Below are 18,961 nucleotides of genomic sequence, written 5' to 3'. Positions count from 1 at the left end.
TTTAACAGCCTCTTTTCGGATAAGAGGGGGAGCCCCTAATTCTCAAGACAATCCAGTTAATTTTCAAACCTTTTGTTACTCATAAGCGTTTATCTAAACAAAAAGGTCAGCAATCAATGCTGTCTATTTGACGTAAACTGTTTAAAAAAAGGTACATGTCTTTAACATATCGCTATCAATTTGAAAATTACGATAGCCCATTTTGGGCTTTTGCCATTCATGATGGACATCAGGTCGATGCGCATTTGATGCCCTACATAAATATTTCAGACGAGGAACGATTACGCGAAGAGGATCCTTATACGGCTATTTTGGCCGAATTACCCTGTAATCGATTTGTATCTGGAACTTCCAGGTTTCAACTGGATCTTAATCGAAAACGAGAAGATGCTATTTATCTTACACCTGAGCAATCCTGGGGGATGCGGGTATGGCGAACAGATCTACCCAATGAACTAAAAGATCAGCTGTATACAGCCTACGATGACATATATGAGGAAATAAGCCAAGCGATTCAGCACACGATTGATCATTATGGCTATTTTATCGTGTATGATATTCATAGTTATAATATGCGTCGCGGGGGGGCTGAAACTAGTTTAAATAATGAAACCGACCCTCAGATCAATATTGGGACACAACATAATCATAAAAAATGGCGAACGCTGACTGATCAGGTTTTGGAAGCACTACAGACTGGAAAAGATGGACAAGTTTACGACGTACGTGAGAATGTCAAGTTTAAGGGCGGATTCCTTTCTGCGTATTTGAATGCTAAGTTTGGTGATAAAGGCTGTATTTTTTCTATCGAATTTCGGAAAGACTTTATGGACGAATGGACTGGGGAAGTATATCCGCAAAAGCTTCAGGAATATAAGCAACTTCTCTTGCACAGCATTGGAACACTGGAAAATTATTTTGCCTATGAAAGATAATGCGAAACAACTTGCTGGCATTTTAAAAATGATCAAAAATAAGGAGGTTTTCCACGTACAGATTCCACCAAAAAACAAACTGGTATTTAATCAAGTTGTTCCTTATCTGTTTTTATACAGACAGTTTTTTAGTCAAGATCCTATGCTGGCAGAGTTGGTTAAATCAGAACCAGCTTATTTTAGGGTAAGAGATCCACAGATGAATGTTTCTGAATGGATCGCTCCAATCCTCAATCAACTTGTCGAAGAGTTTGGTGCTTGTTTGATTATTGAAGCTTGGGCAGCGGATTCAGCACAGGAGGAAGATATCCAAATTCATATTGCACGGAAAAATGTACAAGCTATCGCTCAGTATCTAGGTAAGCAACTAACAACAGAAGAATCGATTTCCAAAGTGGAGATATTGACAGATTCCAAAACAAATGCAACGCAAAGTTTATCCCCTTCGAGTGTACAGTTGGATAATCTGAACACCAATATATTTTACATGGGGCTGGAGATAAAACCGAAATACCTTTTAGGCGTAGATCAGCAAATTTTACCGATCGATCTGCGTCATTTCCGTGAAGCCATATCCAGGAGTCTGTCGAAAACATTCTTTGAATTCATTCGTATACATACCTTATCTAAACCTACGGCATTTAAAATAAGTCAGCCTAAAAAGATGCTTCCTTTAGCTTGGGAGATTGATCAGAAATTAGCGCGGGAAAGCCAACGATTTGATTTTTTATTATTGGTTACACCAACAAATTCTTATGATGCCTGGCAGCAATTTAAGAAGGGAAATTATCGAAAAACTCCTGTTTTTCGATATAGGCCCATGCCTATTGATCCAGATATTATCAAGAGAAACCTCTATAACTTGCATATCGAAGATTTATTTGATCCATCCATTGCTTATTTGTTTCGTGATAAACGCAAGGAGCTTGATCAGATGATGACCATGTTGAGTGAGCGGGGAAAAGAAGGATTTTTGTTGGGCAGTATGCAGGTTTTTGGTACTGTCAATGAAAAATTGTTGGAAAAGGCTCAGGCAATTTTGACCATTACGACAACGGATCGAGAAGTGAGAACGAAAGAAGAGGATATTGTCTATGCCGAAGAGTTCGCTAAGCTCGCCCAGGAAGAATTGGATTATCTGAAAAACCAAGATCCAAGCTTTGGCACCACAGTGAGGCTACGGGATGATATTTATGGCGTGATGGTGAATCAAGGCGTACTCAATATAAGTAAGCAGTATAGTTTGCCAAGGAATAGGGTAAAGGCATTGATTCAACATGAGGTCGGTACACATATTGTTACTTACTATAATGGGAAGCAACAGCCGTTCAGTCTCTTTAGATTAGGGGTTCCCGGTTATGAAAAACTTCAGGAAGGCCTCGCTGTACTTGCTGAGTATTTGGTGGGCGGTCTGACAAATAATAGACTACGTATTCTGGCAGGCAGAGTTATCGCTGTCCATCATATGCAGCAGGGCGGTTCATTTATTGATACATTTTCAGTATTGGTAGATAAGTACCAATTTTTGACCGAAACAGCTTTTCAAATGACGATGCGGGTCTATCGAAGTGGTGGGCTTACCAAAGATGCATTATACTTGAGTGGTTTAATCGAATTGACTAATTATATCAAGAGCGGGCGAGATCTATCCCTGTTGACGATGGGTAAAATCCGCGAAGATTATATACCAATCGTTGAAGAACTCATGTTAAAGGGCGTCTTGAAGGCCCCGGTCCTGACACCAAGGTATCTAATGGATCCATACAAGGATGCCTTGTTACAGCTCAAAAAAAGTAATGGAATATTTCAAATGATTCAGTAATCAGATATTTTATATGAAGATAGCATTCGTGATCAACCAAACCCATAAAGAAACTGCTCGTTTCACGACGACTGTTTTGGCATTGAAAGCCCATCAAATGGGACATGAAATTTATTATATTGGCTTGGCCGATTTCTACTATGAGTCGGCCCATATTGCCGCCCATGTGCGAAAAGTACTCCCTGATCAGATGCTTACCTCTACCAATAGCCTCATGGAAGTATTGCGCGCAACAGAGAAAACGAAGATGATTTTGGAAGATATGGATGTGGTTTGGCTACGGTTTGATCCAGTCCTCGATATGGTTAGCCGACCTTGGGCTGCCGCTTCAGCCCTACAATTTGCCGCTCTCCTAAAAGAAAAAGGTGTATTGGTTATCAATGATCCCGATAGCCTTAGTCGGGCTAGTAATAAGTTGTATCTCGAGGGATTTGATGAATCTATTCGACCTAAAACAATTGTAACCCGAAACTATGCCGATGTCATTGAATTTTTTGAACAACAGAATAAGCTTATTATTTTGAAACCCTTGAAGGGGTCCGGCGGCAAAAACGTATTTTTAATCAATAAGGATAATCAGCAAAACCTCAAGCAAACTGTAGAGGCTATTGCTCGAGATGGTTATGTGATTGGCCAGGAATATCTTCCGGAAGCTGCCCGCGGTGATATTAGATTCTTTTTACTAAATGGAGAGCCTATTTCGATCAATGGTAAATATGCTGCTGTTCATCGCGTGCAACAAGGGGATGAGATTCGGAGCAATGTGCATCAAGGTGCAAAGACCCAAGCAGCTATTATTTCACCGGAGTTATTGCTTATGGTCGATAAGATCCGGAATAAATTAGTTCAAGACGGAATGTATTTTGTTGGTTTGGATGTGGTAGGAGATCGTATTATGGAAATCAATGTATTTAGTCCGGGTGCATTATGCCAGACTGAAGAAATTGTAAAAGAGGATTTTTCGGCGCTTATTATTGAAAAATTAGCGGAGAAGGTTGCTTTCAGAGAACGAGGTTGATGACAGTTGTATAAATGAAAATTGATGTTGGCGAAATCGCTGCGGGAGTGCTAAGCTAATGATTTGCGGTAATTATGAATTTGAAATGAATTACAGGAATTAAATTCTTGTTATTTTTGAAAAAAGAAAAATATGCTGATTATCGATTCTCCATCCCGCAACGCCTATTTTAACATCGCTTCAGAGGAGTATTTATTGGGTAAATTTCCTGAAGAGGATATTTTTTTACTCTATGTAAATGACCCTTCAATTATCGTGGGTAAATTTCAGAATACCTTGGCCGAAATCAATCTTGATTATGTCAACGAGCATCAGATTAAGGTTGTGCGACGAATGTCTGGCGGTGGTGCTGTTTATCATGATGCTGGAAACTTAAATTTTTCTTTTCATACCTTATTGGGAAATCATGATTTTATGGATTTTTCGACCTTTACACAGCCGATTGTACATATTTTGAACAAATTGGATATCCCTGCAAAATTAGAAGGAAGAAATGACCTCCTGGTAGATGGGAAGAAGTTTAGCGGAAATGCCAAGCTTGCAAAAAATGGGAAGATGATTCAACATGGTACGATATTGATTGATTCGCAGATGCAGGTATTAAGCGATGCTTTAAAGGTCAATCCATTGAAGTTTGTAGATAAGGCGGTAAAATCGAATCGCGCACGTGTCACAAACTTAATTGAATATCTACCTGCTGGTTTTACGACTGGAGATTTTAAGGAATTGTTGATTGAAGAAATAAAACGTGAGAATCCGGCAGCCAAAATGATTGAGTTTACTGCTTCGGATATTGAAAATATAGAAAAATTGGTTGAAGAGAAGTATGAAACATGGGATTGGAACTTCGGTTTTTCACCAAATTATAACTTTAAAAAAGCAATTAAGATCCCTGCGGGATTCATCGAGTTGCATTTGGATGTACATAAAGGATACATTGAAAGGGCTAAAATTTTCGGTGATTTTTTTGCATCCCGATCAATTCATGAACTTGAAAATTTATTGATTGGTGAAAAGCATGAAGTAGGAGAGATTGATACCTTACTGAAATCAATTGATTTGACGACGTATTTTGGAAAAGTTGAACCCGCAGAAATTCTTACCTTGTTTAAATAGAAAATGTAGTATTGCCCGATACGGGTGTTAATTAATAAATATATGCCTTGGAATCCAGCTATATACAATCAATTTAAAGATGTCCGTTTTAAACCGTTTTATGATTTATCTGAACTAATTACTACCGATAAAATGGAACATGCCGTCGATTTAGGTTGCGGTACAGGTGAACAGACAGCTATCTTAAGCGAACAATTTTCTCAAGCGACCTTTCTTGGGATAGATTCTTCTGCGGAAATGCTTTCTAAAAGCCATAAGTTGGAAACGGAACGTCTGAAATTTAGGCAAAGTTCCGTCGAGACCTTCCTTGCAGAGCCAAAAACCTGGGATCTTATATTCAGTAATGCTGCTTTACAATGGCTGGAAGATCATCAGGTTCTTTTCCCTCAAATTATTTCTAAGCTTAATGTTGGTGGGCAATTGGCGATACAAATGCCTTATCAGCCCGAAAATATACTCAATAAAATTTTATTTGAATTGGCGACGGAAGAACCCTATCGATCCTATTTAAGGGGCTGGAATAGGCCTTCTTCGGTATTGGATATTGATACATATGCGCAATTGTTATTTGATAATGGCTTGGATCAACTAAACCTTTCTCTTCGTGTCTATCCGCTCATCGCTGCTGATGCAGACATGCTTTATAATTTTATCGCTGGGTCTGCTTTGATTCCTTACATGGAACAATTGGAGGAAGATAAGAAGTCTGTGTTTGTAACTGAATTTAAAACACGCATCGAAAAACATTTCACTAAATTTCCAGCGATCTATTCTTTCAAGCGCATTTTATTATATGGGCGTAAAGGGTAATTCACATATCGATCAAATCGGACCAATGGGCAGCTGTGATCGTAGCCAGGTCTGTTGGGGCTAAAATAATCTGAAGCCCCCTTTTTCCCGCGCTTACCGAAATCGCTGTCTCCAATTGTGCGGCCTCTTCAACAAAGGTTGGGAACTGTTTTTTCATGCCAATAGGTGAACAGCCACCACGAATATAGCCGGTCACCGTTAAAAGGTCTTTCATCGGGAGCATTTCGCAGTTCTTATTCCCAGAGGCTCTCGCTATTTTTTTTAGGTCGAGCTGTGCATTTCCGGGAACTACGGCTACAATATAAGGATCTTTGTTGCCTTTTAAGACCAAGGTTTTATAAAGTGTCTCGGGCGACAAACCTAGGGTTTCGGCGACATGCTCAGCACTGACGTCCTGTTCGTCTACCTCATATGCTCTGAGTTCATACGTTATTTTTGCTGTGTCCAACAGCCGAACAGCATTTGTTTTACTCGACATACCCTAGCCTTGTTTTTTCTTATTAAAATAGGTCGTTATGGCATCTAGCGTGTATGTATTCAAACAGTTGCTTGCTTGCATACCACCCTTTTGCGCCACCAATACACCATATTGCATATCGTGCAATCCCTCTGTACGATGGGCATCGGGATTGATGGAAAGTAAAACTCCTTTCTCTACTGCATAACGGTGCCATCTCCAATCCAGATCTAATCGTAAAGGATTTGCATTTATCTCAATGACAACGCCATTTGCCGCACAAGCATCGATTACCCGTTTAAAATCTAAGGGATATCCGGCTCTACTTAATAATAGTCTTCCTGTTGGATGGCCTAAGATTGTTGTATACGGATTTTCGATCGCTTTGATTAGTCTTGTTGTGGCTTTGTCTTCGTCCATTTTCAGATTGGAGTGTACGGAGGCGACAACGAAGTCAAACTTAGCCAATACCTCATCGGGATAGTCTAATGAACCGTCAGCTAGAATATCAGATTCAATTCCCCTGAAAATCTTGAATGGAGCCAATTTTTCGTTTAATGTCGCAATCTCATTCCACTGCTGCTCCAATCGCTCAATGGAGAGGCCGTTGGCATAAACTGCCGTTCGCGAGTGATCGCATATACCCAAATATTCTAGCCCCAGGACATCTTTACAATGTAATGCCATTTGCTCGAGGCTATGTACGCCGTCACTATAGGTGGAGTGATTGTGGAGTGTTCCCCTGAGATCTTTATATTGAATCAGCTTTGGCAGTGAATGCGTTTGAGCCTGCACTATTTCATTCAACCCCTCTCGTAATTCGGGTTCAATATAATCTAAACCCAAGTTACGGTAAATGGCCTCTTCACTGGAAAGTGAAGGAAGATCCGGTAGAATATTAAATAGAAGATTGAGATGTGCAGTGGATCCAGTACTAAGAATCAGGTCGCGATAAAAATCATTGATATTACTACTGAATACTTTGAAAGTAAACCCCAATTCATCGGTCAGTTCTATGGAGTTTTCTGTTTTTTCCACTAAAGTAAATCCATCGAGGAATTTTTCGACGTTGTCTATACTTTCCGATATTAAAAGATCTACGGTACTCAAAACCTCGTATTTTCTTCTGAAATCTCCTGTATATGACAGCAGCGAAGAAGGGAAATGCAATTTCAATTCGTTGAAAAATTTTTCTGCGAGTGGAAGTACTTTTGCATATAAAAACCATCCCTTGTTGGAAATAGAAAACTCAATGGATTTTTTGATGTCTTCCTGCGTTTTAAGACCAAACCCTTTTGCTTCTACGAGACGGTTTTCATTACAGGCGTAAAGTAATTCGCCCACACTTTCAATCTCGAGTTCTTTCCAGATAATTTGAATCTTTTTAGGGCCAAGGCCCTTAATATTTAACATTTCAATAATACCGGATGGTGTGTTTTCAATAAGATCCTCAAGCTCTTTGAAAGTTCCTGTAGCGGCAACTTCTTTGGCTTTTTCGGCCGTACTTTTTCCTATTCCTGGCTGTGCACTCAAATCTTCAAGACTGGCCTCTTCAATACGGAAAGGTAGCTTGTCCAACTTAAAAGAGGCACTTGCAATGGATTTTGTTCGAAAAGGATTTTCGTTGTGAAGCTCCATCAATTGGCTACATAATTTGAAAATTTTTGAGATCGCTTTATTGTCCATCGTATTTGAATTGTTAAGCTACAAATATCTTAAATTTTAGGTCAAAATAACAATTCAAATACGGATATTATAGCGTTAAATAATGTAAAAAAGCTACTTTAAATGCCTGTTTTTCTCTATTTCTTGAAATTAACAACAAAGTGACAAATGCATGTGTGCTTAACCAAACATTTTGGCTATGTTTGCCGTTTTTGGGTGTTAAAATTGTGGTTATTTTGAGCATATCCTATAAAAACAACCCTATTAAATAGTAAAATGTCATGATAGCAGACATTAGTGACAAAGAAATCAGTGGGCTTTATAAAACAGGTATTATTCAACAAACTGCTTATTGGTCTGCAGTAAAAAAAATGCAAGGTATACAATCCAAGGCATTTAATTTTAAATCCAAACAATCCGATCTGTATGTTGGGGTCGAAGACGATACCTATTTTATCGGCGATCTATTAATTATCATACAAGCCATAGATCAGGAACATAGCATTGCCTATGTACCTTATGGGCCTGAGATTGAACCTTCAGATGAAAACCAAGGCTATTTTTTAGAACAGTTATCGGAGAGCTTACGTTCCCATCTGCCACCAAATTGTATCATGATACGCTATGATCTATCTTGGGAATCACATTGGGCTAAAGAGGATGATTGTTATGATCTTCATGGTAACTGGCTAGGGGTACCGGAGAAACGTATTCAGGAAATGCGCTTTAATTTTAATACAGAAAACTGGAACTTTCATAAAGCCAATACAGATATACTGCCTTCCAATACTATTTTTATGGATCTTAGAAAGGGTGAGGATATGTTGCTTGGAAATATGAAATCTAAGACGAGATATAATATCAATTTAGCAGAGCGAAAAGGAGTACGTGTGCGTTCGCTGGGGCTTGAAAGTTTGGAGATTTGGTATGAGCTTTATCGGCAGACAGCTCTTCGAAACAACTTTTTTTTACATGATATAAGCTATTTTAAGATCGTTCTTTCTGCAAGGGCAAGTGATACATTATCTCCCGCAGATGTATATCTTTTAGTAGCCGAAGTGGATAACCAGCCTTTGGCCGCTATGTTTTTGGTAATTGCGGCAAATCGGGGGACTTATCTATATGGAGCTTCTGCTTCCGAAAATCGTAATCATATGGCGACATACGCTTTGCAATGGCGTGCGATGCAGCTTGCGAAAGAAAAAGGCTGTACGGAATATGATTTCTTTGGAGTATCGCCACAGGCAGATCCTTCACACCCTTTATATGGCCTTTATCGTTTCAAAACAGGATTTGGTGGTGAAATCTACCATCGTATGGGCTGTTGGGATTATCCCTTGGACAATAGGAAATATCAGTACTATGCGTCAATGGAGTTTAAAAACCAGAGCTATCATTTAAGTTAGAAATTAGAAGACCTCACCCAAGGTGAGCCTAACGCCGCGGTGATTCTTACTGATACCATAGTCGATTCCAATGTTGGTGCCCGAGTTTTTGTTAAATTTAATTCGTGCACCAGCACCAGTGCCGACGTTCCAGTCTTCGAACATGGAATTCTTTGGTCCGTTTAATGTGGTAAAGTTCATAAATGCAACAAATCCAAATAAGCCATTTTGGGTGATATCACGACGATATTCCGTTTCTAAATAGTAAAGTGATTTGCCACGAAAGCGGCTGACTGGAAAGCCTCTTCCCGAACTATTGTATGGATCCCATCCTAAATTCGGAAGATCAAGATAGGGCGCTTTACTATTAAATACAGTCCAGAAGAAACTCCTTATGGCAATCATATTTTGACGATTTCTGTCTTGGGTAAGCCTATGGTATCGTCTAACTTCGAGAAATAGCGATTTCCAGTTCTGATCGCTTCCTAAGAATGTCGGATTTACACGGAACTGTAAATTGGCATAGTTACCCGACCAAGTATTGATCGAATTGGCGCGCGTATCGTAAATTAAATTGAAGCTGACTCCTGAAGACATGGTATTGTCTTTTAAATCTGTTCCATAAGGGTAGGAAGTGTAGTCTTCGAGCTTGGTATTGCTCGTAGACTTAATATTCATTCTATAATCCAGGTCATAACCAATTCCCATAAAAAGGCCCCCATGAATTCTTTTTAATGCATGTTGGTATAAACGAAAGTAGGTGTAATCTAAATTAATCTGCTGGTCGCCATGATGCTCTTTGCCGATACCCCAAGTTTCGTGCGGATATTTTAATAGGCGGATATCGCCATCAATCACCCATGTATTCTCTTTTAACCAGATGTAAGAACGGATTGGCAGGCCAAATCGTTTTCCAAAATTTGTGTAGGGCGTAAATGTCATTTTGGACATATAGGTATCGGAACGATCTCCTAAATAAAACCCTGCGGTTGTACTTGTAATTAAAGCATGCCCTCCTCCAGGAACATTTGTCGAAAAGGGTAAAAAGGAAAAATAGATTTTCTTTCCTGTACTATCGACATGTTGGGGAGGCTTGATATGTAATATTTCTTTTCCAATATCAATCAGGTCCCGTTGTTTACTTGTATCAGCGAGATGTTTGGTAGTTTCTATTTCATTGACGGGACGTTGTGCATATGCAGTATCGGCAAGTACAAGTAGAACCATCAAAATAGACCATTTAATATAAAAAAGATATGCGCTATCGTAGTGTGTCATGAAAGAATGCAATCTAGTAGGAAATAGACAGAATAACAATATTCAAACCAATAATTTATTCATTCTGTCACGTTTTGGCTATAAAGAGAATTGACTGGAAATTTCATTCGCCTAGAAAAAAATATCATTTACCGATTTTAATGTAATGTTAATCTAAATGTAATGAAATCAATATATGCGTTGTCTTAACTTTGAATCAGAAAATAAATAAAAAAAGTACGCAACAAATTTATATAGTAAGCGACAATAAAATAAGAAAATATACTAATACATTATAAAATTGAAAAAGATATGAAAACTTTAGTAAAAACATTTGTAGCAGCGGCAATGATTGCAATCTCTACTTGCTCAATGGCTTCAGTTAAACCAGAAGAACGCAATTTAATTACTGCTGATTTAGCCATCGATGAATACGTTGGTGCAATGACCGAAGGTCAAGTAGCTAATTTGGACAAGCTTTTTACAGCTGATTTTGACCAGAAAATTTGCGGTAAACAAGATTTGAAACATAGCCGTCATGAGATGATTGAATTTTTGAAAAAACAAAAAGGAATCAAGATGAACTGCAGAACAACAACACAGATCGTTGAAGAATTACCTGATTATGCAATAGCGAAAGTTACGATGCAATTTGATGGTTTTGCTAAAACAGATCTGATCACACTTGTTAAAGAAAACGGAACCTGGAAAATTTCTAAATCTGTAAACTCTTATAAATAAGAATTTGCTGTCAAAATTGGTCGATTAAAAATAAAAAAAGGGTACTTAAGTACCCTTTTTTTTGTGGAGCATATCAGATTCGAACTGATCACCTCTTCACTGCCAGCGAAGCGCTCTAGCCAAATGAGCTAATGCCCCTGCTTTATTTGGTGTCGCTAAGATAGTACTTTTTTGGATAAACAAAGCCTCTTTTTTATTTTTCTACTGTTTTTTGTAGATCTGTTATCTAGTTGCTTTTTTTTGACGACCTAAATGCATTATAATCAATGGTTTTATCTATTTGGTTCCTTACAGATATTTTTATCCTATTGAAAAACAAGAGAGTTTACCGGCGTACTGGAGGATATGAACAATGTATTAGTGTCCTCCTGTAAGCAGAGCTTCGGTTCGCTTTATCTGACCTTTATCTTTCCAGGCATCGTGCCCAGGAATAACCATATTAATTTCGGGATATTTTGCCAATAACCTCGCTAGGGATGGCTTCCAGGATTTTATATCACCATCTGCCGTAAATCCTAGATCTTGGGCTTCGGAGCTTTTTATAAAACAACCACCGTCTAGGATCTTATATTCGGGAAACCAGACAACAACATTGTCCATGGAGTGTCCGGCACCAAAAAAGTTCAAAACAAAAGATTGTCCGCCGACGCTGTAGGTTTTATTGGTGGAAACAAGATGAGTGGCCTGGGCTTTGTGATTTGCCTTTAGCAGGTCGTTCGTCATTTTTGTTGCATAGGTTGGAATTCCAATGCGATTGTAATAAGCAAAGCCACCTGCCCGGTCTTCGTGCCAGTGTGTCGCGTAAACAGCAATGACGGGTAAATTATGTTTCTGTTTGATACTGTCCAATAAGGGTTGATATTGTGTGGAATCCCATGGTGTATCAAAAAGGATAACGCCTTTTTTTGTAATTAGATATACCGCATTAGCAGCATATTTGGTCCCTTCAAATGTATTAAAGGTCGTGTAAAGATACAGTTGCGGATTTATCTTCTCTATTAAAAGAGGCTTTTCTTGCGCTTGTAGAGATGGGGAAAGACCGAGTAAACCAATGCTCAGGCATACACCAGCAAATGTTGAGCGAATATGAGGAGAAAGAAGTGAGATCATATTTTTGAATGTTATTGCATTAACGTTAGAACAAAATGATTATTATTTTTTCAAGATCTTATTAATACATTTTTTAGGTAGACTGAACAAAGTCTTCGCGATAAGGAGTGAACGAATCGATCAGTTCACCCTCCTCAAGACATTCACATCCATGAATCAATTGCGAATAGATGATACAAGAATCACCTGCGGTTAGGATGCGATCAACACCATCAATATGGTATCGGAATTTTCCCGCACTCACATAGGAAATCTGTGTGTGGGGGTGTTGATGAAGTGCACCGATGGCCCCTTTTTTAAAACGAACTTTCATGAGCATGAGTTCATCATTAAAAACGAGTATTTTTCGCATAACGCCGTCGCCCAGGTCTGTCCATTGCTGCTCGCTGTCGTGTAAGAATATTTCGCTCATCTAATTGTTGATTTATGGATGTTTTGATTGGAAAACGCTCTTTTTTCCAATTATAGTAAAAAATTACGAATTTACGGCCAGATCCATTGCTTCTTTTGAAGCATATCAATTTGCTTTATAAAATTTGACAAAAGATGGGTTGAATTAAAAACCAAATGGTCTAAATACGTGAAAAAACAGTTATTTTGTGCTTGAGCAATATGTATATTACACGATGAATTATTTCGACGAGCTTATTACTTTATTACAAGAAGAGCAGCAATTTGATCGATTACAACATGAAAACTTGTTGTTGAAAAGTAGTTTGAATGAACGAAGAATGCAAGGTGTCACCTGGTTTCCGATTCAGATAACAGATACGGAGCTCGGAAGAGGAGACTATTTGTCCGTTAATTTAAATCGAACAAATCATTATGAGGTCGAACATAAGTTTCGCTTTGGTATGCCAGTTTGTCTGTTCTCAAATCACGATCCCGACCGAGATCGAATAGAGGGCATCATATCTTCGATCAATAGGGATGGGATGCGAATTTCATTTCGTGTCGATGAACTTCCAGAATGGAGCAGAAGAGGGAAGCTTGGTGTTGATTTGTTATTTGATGAGTATTCCTATCGGGAGATGTTCAATGCATTGGAGAAAGGAAAGGAATTGAGCCGTGATGCAAAGCAAGGTAGTTTTGTGAGAAGATTAATCGGTGAAGAGGTGATTCCAACTGAATCTATTGGAAAATTCTTTGAGCATCCCAACTTAAATACGGGACAAAATAAAGCGATCCAACAGCTATTGGAAGCAAGTACTGTGGCTCTTTTGCATGGGCCGCCGGGGACAGGGAAAACAACAACATTGGTTCAGGCCGTGAGCGCATTGCTAAAACAATACAACAAACAAGTATTGGTTGTTGCGCCGAGCAATACGGCCGTTGATCTGTTAACCGAACGTTTAGACGCTGCTGGAATTGCAGTAACAAGAATAGGAAACCCTGTTAAGGTTTCGGAACATCTTCAAGAATTGACACTCGATGCAAAGATTGATCGACATCCCGCAAATAAGGATATTAAAACACTTCAAAAACAAGTGCGGACGTATACAGAGATGGCTCAAAAATATAAACGTAATTTTGGAAAGGCCGAGCGGGAGCAAAGAAAAGCATTGTTTGATGAGGCCCATCGAATCAGAAAAGATGTCGATAAGATTCAGGATTTTATCAGTGCAGATGTTTTGGATAAATCGCAGGTAATCACTGCAACTTTGGTTGGATCGAATCATGAGGTTATTCGCAATCGCGACTATGAAACAGTCATTATTGATGAGGCCGCACAAGCGTTGGAGCCTGCTTGCTGGATACCGATATTAAAGGCACATCGAGTTATTTTGGCGGGAGACCACAATCAATTGCCTCCTACTGTAAAATCCAGTAGGGTACCTCACCATGGCCTGAGCCATACATTATTCGAAAAATTGGTGGACCATAATCCGCAATTAGTTTCTTTGTTAGATGTGCAGTATCGCATGAATGAACAAATTATGGAATACCCGTCCGCAGCTTTGTATAATGGTTTGTTGAGAGCAGATAGTACAGTGGCACAATGGAGCTTAGCAGTGGATACCGAGCCGGTTTTATTTATCGATACAGCGGGAGCGGGGTTTGAAGAAACAGAAAGTGATGGCGCAATCTTCAATCTAGGAGAAGCTCATTTTATTAAAGCTCATCTGAACGACCATATTGGAGCTTGGAAAGCTTCCTTGAGCCTAAATGAAAGCCTGAGCATCGGGGTGATTGCACCTTATCGAAAGCAGGCCACTTTATTGAAGGAGATATTGGATGGGGAAGAAGCGCTACGACCTTTCAACGACTTGATTAAAATACAGACAATAGACAGTTTTCAAGGACAGGAGAAGGATGTTATTTATATCAGTTTGACCAGAAGTAACGCTGAACAGCAGATTGGTTTTTTGTCTGATGTTCGCCGGATGAATGTGGCAATGACTAGGGCTAAGAAGAAATTGGTTGTTATTGGAGATAGTGCTACAATAGGTTCACATCCGTTTTACCGAGAATTTATTGCCTATACCGAGTCGATAGGGCACTATCATAGTGTGTGGGAATGGGATATTTCAGCAATATAACGCAAGATGCCACTTCATAGGAAGTGGCATCTTGCGTTATATTGAAACTTACTGACTCGATTGATTATGTAGTCACTCCTTATTAAGAAGTGAACTTCATCCAATCCGTGTTATCGTCATAGTTCATAAGTGGTTCGGCATTATTGTTATTTGATAATTGGCCTACCAACATATAAATATCCATGCTCACGTGTTGACGTGTTATTTCTGTCATCTTATCATTGAACCCGGCATTGTTAATTTGTAAAACATACTGAAAACAAATGACGCGAGCGATTATCTTTCCAAGTGTAACCAGCTCACGTTGTTTCGGCTGTAGCGGAAAGTCAAAATTCAAGATTGATGAGAAAAATGGTGCTGCAAATTCAGTTGAGCTATATTTTTTTAAGAAAGACAATAAGTTGCTTTCTTTGGTTTTGCGCATAAGTTTACCGATCGCTTCAGCAACTTGAGAATATAGCATTTCATTTGATCCCTCAAAGATTTGAAAAGGTCTACTGTCTATGAGGCCACGACCGGCAACATGGTCTAACCTGTAGCCATTAGCACCGGATAATTGCACACATATTTGCGCGGCTTCATGCATTAAGTCTGTCACAAATGCTTTCACACTATTGGCATCTACACCATAGGCTGAAAGGTCATTATGGATAGAGCTGATCGAGACACTGTATGAACACATTGCAGAACACAAGGTAAATGCAGCCTGTATGCGCGACAACTGAAATTTAACAGAGTCTAATTCATTTAAACTAATACCTGCTACACGACGTTCGGAACAATGTGTCATGGCCTCATCCAACATCCGTTTTATAAAACCCATGCCCATTCCTGGGAACTGTAATCTGCTGCGGTGGAGGGTATCTAACATCAATTTAATTCCTGTACTTTCCGGGTTTAGTTTGTGATCCGTGGGTACATTAATGTCGATGTTGTTCACACCATAAGGAATTGCATAGAGCCCAAGGCTATTGTATTTCTTTGTAACAACAATCTTTTGTTCTTCGACGGCATTTTCTGTGACAAAGAAATCTATATCCCGCACCAGTTCTCCATTTTCATTTTTCTTGCGTGCCGTCACGAGCCAAAAGTCTGCAGCTCCAGTAAGACCTTGCCAGTGTTTTTCACCTTTTATATAGTACTTATCGTCCTTTTGTTCGTAAGATGTTCGCATATTGAGTGCGTCACTGCCGTAAGCCTGTTCGGTAATCATTAATCCTCCCATTGCCTGGTTTTCCAAAAATTGATGGAATACCCGCTCTTGAAGTAAGGTGTTGCCGTATTTGGCAAAAGGTTCCAAAAATAGCGCAATATTAATCCCGAAGATTAGCGATAAAGATAGTGATTCATAAGAAGCAGCTGCCAGTACACCCAAACATTCTTTTACATGAAGTCCCCGACCACCGTGATGTTCTGGGATAGCAACCGACAAGGGTTGCATTTTCATGATCTCAGCTAAAAACTCAGGCGGTAGCCCACGCGTTAAACTGAGCGAGTTATAATCATACTCTTTATTAAATAAGCTTGATAGCCTAGTTTTAAAATCCGCAATAAACAAATCGAAATCTTGGGTTATATTGTTGTGTTCTGAAACCTTAAGCATCTTTAAATATGTAATTAAATGATGGAACAATGTAAATTGAAACATGAAGAAGAACTGCCGGTTGACCAAAAATTCTCTTTTGCTTCAATCACTTACACAAAAATAACTCCAATCAATTTGATTCTCTTGTGTACTTCAGTATAAAAGATAGGACAAATCGTGCATATTGAAAACCTAAGTTGCTCTGTTTCGATAAGAAGTAGGAGAAACGCCAACTATTTTTTTGAAAAGCCGTGAGAAATAAGAGGGATCAGAAAAATCCAATTCATAACAGATATCTGCAATGCTTTTAGTGGACTCAAACAATAGAAATTGACTGTGCATAATCAGCACTTCAAGAATGAGTTCCTTGGACGATTTCTTGAATACAGAAAATACGCATCGATTAAGGTAGTTTGTAGATACCGCGAGTTTATCCGCGTAGAATGAAATATTTTTTTGCTTTTTGAAGTTTTTGTGCACAAGCTGTTTGAACATCATAGCAATTTCCTGTCTCCGATTGAGCGCTAGGTTGGATGAAGATAGCTTGATAATTTTTAGAATTGCAGATTTTAATAAATTTTCAAATAGTTCTTTATAAGGTAATTCCGAAAGCAATTCATCATAAAGTAATCTGAAAAGCTCTTGAAGATCGCTGCTGTCTCGCGCCGTTAAGTTCAGTAAGGGTGAGATATTAAAGATATTCAAAATCTCCTGTTCTCGGAATATGGAAGTCATCGCATTGTCGTTTATTAAAACGCAATGCCCTTTCGCAGATTTATCGACCGACTTTATTGTTGAGATATTGCCGTAATTGCTGATAAGAATTGCCGGAGCCTGAACGACATATTCTTTGGCACCGATCTGATGTTTAAAATAACCTTCCGTTATATGAACGAGGAGGTTATAGCCCAAGAAAATAGGTGGGGTAGGGAATTTAATGTAAGGAGCGATTTCACTGAGCTGAAATATCTTGATCGGCGATTGCTGGTAGCGAAGGTGCTCCAAACTACCTGTCATAAAACGATCTACAAATTCACCCGCATTTACCTGCTTTTCCATTCTCAATTATTATTATAAAATTTAGTATGCCACAGCTTCTGAATGTCATCTATTGTTTCATGTGCAAATCATGCTCCCAATAATATTCCAAAGGTAGCTGGATAAAACTTGTTTATCAATTTTAACAAATGATTTGCTAAAATAAAGCTTTATCCTTAGTTTAGTTTTTGCAATCGGATAAATAGCCTGATGCTCAGGGGCTATATTTTAATATTATAACCAAATGAATATGAAACTAGTGCTCATTTCTATCTTGACTCTATTCCTGTTCAGAAATGCAACTGCACAGATCTCGTTGAATTATTGTAATGATCGTATACAAACTGGAGCAGAACAAACCGAGCGTTATCTTCCTTATTTAATGAATAAACGTATTGCAATATTGGGAAATCCATCTACGGTTATTAAAGGGAGACATCTTGTTGATAGTCTACTCGCGCGCGGGGTTCAGATTGTGAGAATTTTTGGACCTGAGCACGGATTTCGAGGCAATGCAAGTAATGGAACTGAAGTGGGGGACGAAATCGATCCGACAACCAAAATTCCTATTGTCTCTTTATACGGAAATAAGAAAAAGCCAACAGCGAAGGATTTAAAAGATATCGATCTGTTTATTTATGATGTGCAGGATATGGGGGTGAGATTTTATACCAATATTAATACCCTTCGGGATATTATGGAAGCTTGCGCAGAAAATGATAAGGAGCTCTTGATCTTAGACCGGCCCAATCCCAATGCCTATCTAATTGACGGTCCTATTTTGGAGGAAGAATATAAGTCGGGTATTGGGCAATTTCCTGTTCCTATTGCACATGGGATGACTACAGCTGAATTTGCCCAGATGATCAATGGAGAAGGTTGGATGAATACTAAAAAGAAGTGTAAATTGAAGATTATTCCTGTAGCAGATTATGATCATAGTATGCTTTATAAGTTACCTGTCAATCCTTCGCCCAATTTAAATACGGAACAAAGCATACTCTTATATCCAAGTACCTGCCTCTTTGAAGGTGTGAAAGTGAACCATGGTAGAGGCACCGATTATCCCTTTGTTGTGATCGGTAGCCCAAGCTATAAGGGTATATATGATTTCTCATTTGTCCCCGTCAGTAAAAAAGGGATGAGTGAATCGCCACTGTTTATGAATGAAGAATGTTATGGAATAGACCTGCGTAAATATGATCTGCAGCAGCTAGTAGATAGCAAAAAAATAAACCTATCCTGGATGATAGCGCTGTATCGGAATTCTCCGGAAAAAGACAAGTTTTTTGATCAATCATTTTCGAAACAGATTGGCAGTATCGAAAAGCTGGTGGGCGTAGGTTTATTTCGCAAGCAAATTGAAGCCGGTGTTTCGGAAGAAGAAATCCGAAAAAGCTGGGAGCCGGGCCTAAGTAATTATAGAAAGACTAGGGAAAAATACCTTATTTATCAATAATATAACCTGAATAAAAGTACATC

The 18,961-nt window shown here is 38.8% G+C and carries 16 protein-coding genes and 1 tRNA gene; 9 read left to right on the top strand and 8 right to left on the bottom strand.

Going from position 1 to position 18,961, the window contains the following annotated elements:
• The first annotated feature begins 155 nt into the window (after positions 1–155).
• From ACHWSC_RS09780 to ACHWSC_RS09760, 5 genes are all read left to right on the top strand, one after another.
• The gene (locus tag ACHWSC_RS09780; RefSeq protein ID WP_394676612.1) at positions 156–935 is read left to right on the top strand and encodes an N-formylglutamate amidohydrolase; all 780 of its coding nucleotides are present in this window, start codon (positions 156–158) and stop codon (positions 933–935) included.
• Complete coding sequence (locus ACHWSC_RS09775; protein ID WP_145331289.1) at positions 925–2,757, top strand: flavohemoglobin expression-modulating QEGLA motif protein; 1,833 nt, start codon at positions 925–927, stop codon at positions 2,755–2,757. Before ACHWSC_RS09780 ends, ACHWSC_RS09775 begins: the two co-directional genes overlap by 11 nt.
• Before the next feature lie 13 nt (positions 2,758–2,770).
• Entirely contained in the window at positions 2,771–3,775 is a 1,005-nt protein-coding gene (locus tag ACHWSC_RS09770; protein WP_120334858.1) for a glutathione synthase, read from the top strand.
• Positions 3,776–3,907: 132 nt separating this feature from the next.
• Positions 3,908–4,891 (top strand): lipoate--protein ligase, encoded by a 984-nt coding sequence (locus tag ACHWSC_RS09765; protein ID WP_394676611.1) that lies wholly within the window; start codon positions 3,908–3,910, stop codon positions 4,889–4,891.
• Positions 4,892–4,933: 42 nt separating this feature from the next.
• Positions 4,934–5,701 carry a methyltransferase domain-containing protein gene (locus tag ACHWSC_RS09760; protein WP_145331293.1) on the top strand — a complete coding sequence of 256 codons (768 nt, stop codon included), beginning with the start codon at positions 4,934–4,936 and terminating at the stop codon, positions 5,699–5,701.
• Position 5,702: 1 nt separating this feature from the next.
• Here the strand turns inward: ACHWSC_RS09760 and ybaK are convergent, their stop codons facing one another.
• Entirely contained in the window at positions 5,703–6,179 is a 477-nt protein-coding gene (gene ybaK, locus ACHWSC_RS09755; RefSeq protein ID WP_286732534.1) for a Cys-tRNA(Pro) deacylase, read from the bottom strand.
• A 3-nt stretch (positions 6,180–6,182) separates the two neighbouring features.
• Complete coding sequence (locus ACHWSC_RS09750) at positions 6,183–7,844, bottom strand: helix-hairpin-helix domain-containing protein (protein ID WP_394676610.1); 1,662 nt, start codon at positions 7,842–7,844, stop codon at positions 6,183–6,185.
• A 260-nt stretch (positions 7,845–8,104) separates the two neighbouring features.
• On the opposite strand from ACHWSC_RS09750, the gene ACHWSC_RS09745 reads away from it, so the two are divergent.
• Positions 8,105–9,229: a lipid II:glycine glycyltransferase FemX gene (locus ACHWSC_RS09745; protein WP_394676609.1), complete on the top strand. Its 1,125-nt coding sequence runs from the start codon at positions 8,105–8,107 to the stop codon at positions 9,227–9,229.
• A 3-nt stretch (positions 9,230–9,232) separates the two neighbouring features.
• Here ACHWSC_RS09745 and ACHWSC_RS09740 read toward each other — a convergent pair whose 3' ends face one another.
• Entirely contained in the window at positions 9,233–10,435 is a 1,203-nt protein-coding gene (locus tag ACHWSC_RS09740; protein WP_394676608.1) for a hypothetical protein, read from the bottom strand.
• Positions 10,436–10,777: 342 nt separating this feature from the next.
• On the opposite strand from ACHWSC_RS09740, the gene ACHWSC_RS09735 reads away from it, so the two are divergent.
• Positions 10,778–11,206 carry a nuclear transport factor 2 family protein gene (locus ACHWSC_RS09735; RefSeq protein WP_083663549.1) on the top strand — a complete coding sequence of 143 codons (429 nt, stop codon included), beginning with the start codon at positions 10,778–10,780 and terminating at the stop codon, positions 11,204–11,206.
• A gap of 64 nt (positions 11,207–11,270) precedes the next feature.
• Here ACHWSC_RS09735 and ACHWSC_RS09730 read toward each other — a convergent pair.
• From ACHWSC_RS09730 to ACHWSC_RS09720, 3 genes are all read right to left on the bottom strand, one after another.
• Positions 11,271–11,344 (bottom strand) — tRNA-Ala (locus tag ACHWSC_RS09730).
• Between the two features lie 219 nt (positions 11,345–11,563).
• Positions 11,564–12,316, bottom strand: coding sequence for a BlaB/IND/MUS family subclass B1 metallo-beta-lactamase (gene bla / locus ACHWSC_RS09725; RefSeq protein ID WP_120334852.1), 753 nt, complete (start codon positions 12,314–12,316; stop codon positions 11,564–11,566).
• A gap of 73 nt (positions 12,317–12,389) precedes the next feature.
• Positions 12,390–12,728, bottom strand: coding sequence for a cupin domain-containing protein (locus ACHWSC_RS09720; protein ID WP_394676607.1), 339 nt, complete (start codon positions 12,726–12,728; stop codon positions 12,390–12,392).
• 187 nt (positions 12,729–12,915) lie between these two features.
• Here ACHWSC_RS09720 and ACHWSC_RS09715 point away from each other — a divergent pair, with 187 nt between their 5' ends.
• A complete protein-coding gene (locus tag ACHWSC_RS09715) occupies positions 12,916–14,856 on the top strand; it encodes an IGHMBP2 family helicase (RefSeq protein ID WP_394676606.1) in 1,941 nt (646 codons plus the stop codon).
• Positions 14,857–14,938: 82 nt separating this feature from the next.
• Here ACHWSC_RS09715 and ACHWSC_RS09710 read toward each other — a convergent pair whose 3' ends face one another.
• Positions 14,939–16,459, bottom strand: coding sequence for an acyl-CoA dehydrogenase family protein (locus tag ACHWSC_RS09710; RefSeq protein ID WP_394676605.1), 1,521 nt, complete (start codon positions 16,457–16,459; stop codon positions 14,939–14,941).
• A gap of 174 nt (positions 16,460–16,633) precedes the next feature.
• Positions 16,634–17,500 carry an AraC family transcriptional regulator gene (locus tag ACHWSC_RS09705; protein ID WP_201665136.1) on the bottom strand — a complete coding sequence of 289 codons (867 nt, stop codon included), beginning with the start codon at positions 17,498–17,500 and terminating at the stop codon, positions 16,634–16,636.
• Between the two features lie 229 nt (positions 17,501–17,729).
• Between ACHWSC_RS09705 and ACHWSC_RS09700 the strand changes: the two genes are divergently transcribed.
• On the top strand, positions 17,730–18,938 hold the full coding sequence (locus tag ACHWSC_RS09700) for an exo-beta-N-acetylmuramidase NamZ domain-containing protein (RefSeq protein WP_201668835.1): 1,209 nt from the start codon (positions 17,730–17,732) through the stop codon (positions 18,936–18,938).
• Positions 18,939–18,961: the final 23 nt, after the last annotated feature.

Source organism: uncultured Sphingobacterium sp., assembly GCF_964277905.1.
Classification (GTDB): domain Bacteria; phylum Bacteroidota; class Bacteroidia; order Sphingobacteriales; family Sphingobacteriaceae; genus Sphingobacterium; species Sphingobacterium siyangense.
The sequence above is the reverse complement of the archived record's forward strand: the minus strand, read 5'-3'. Positions and strand labels throughout refer to the sequence as shown.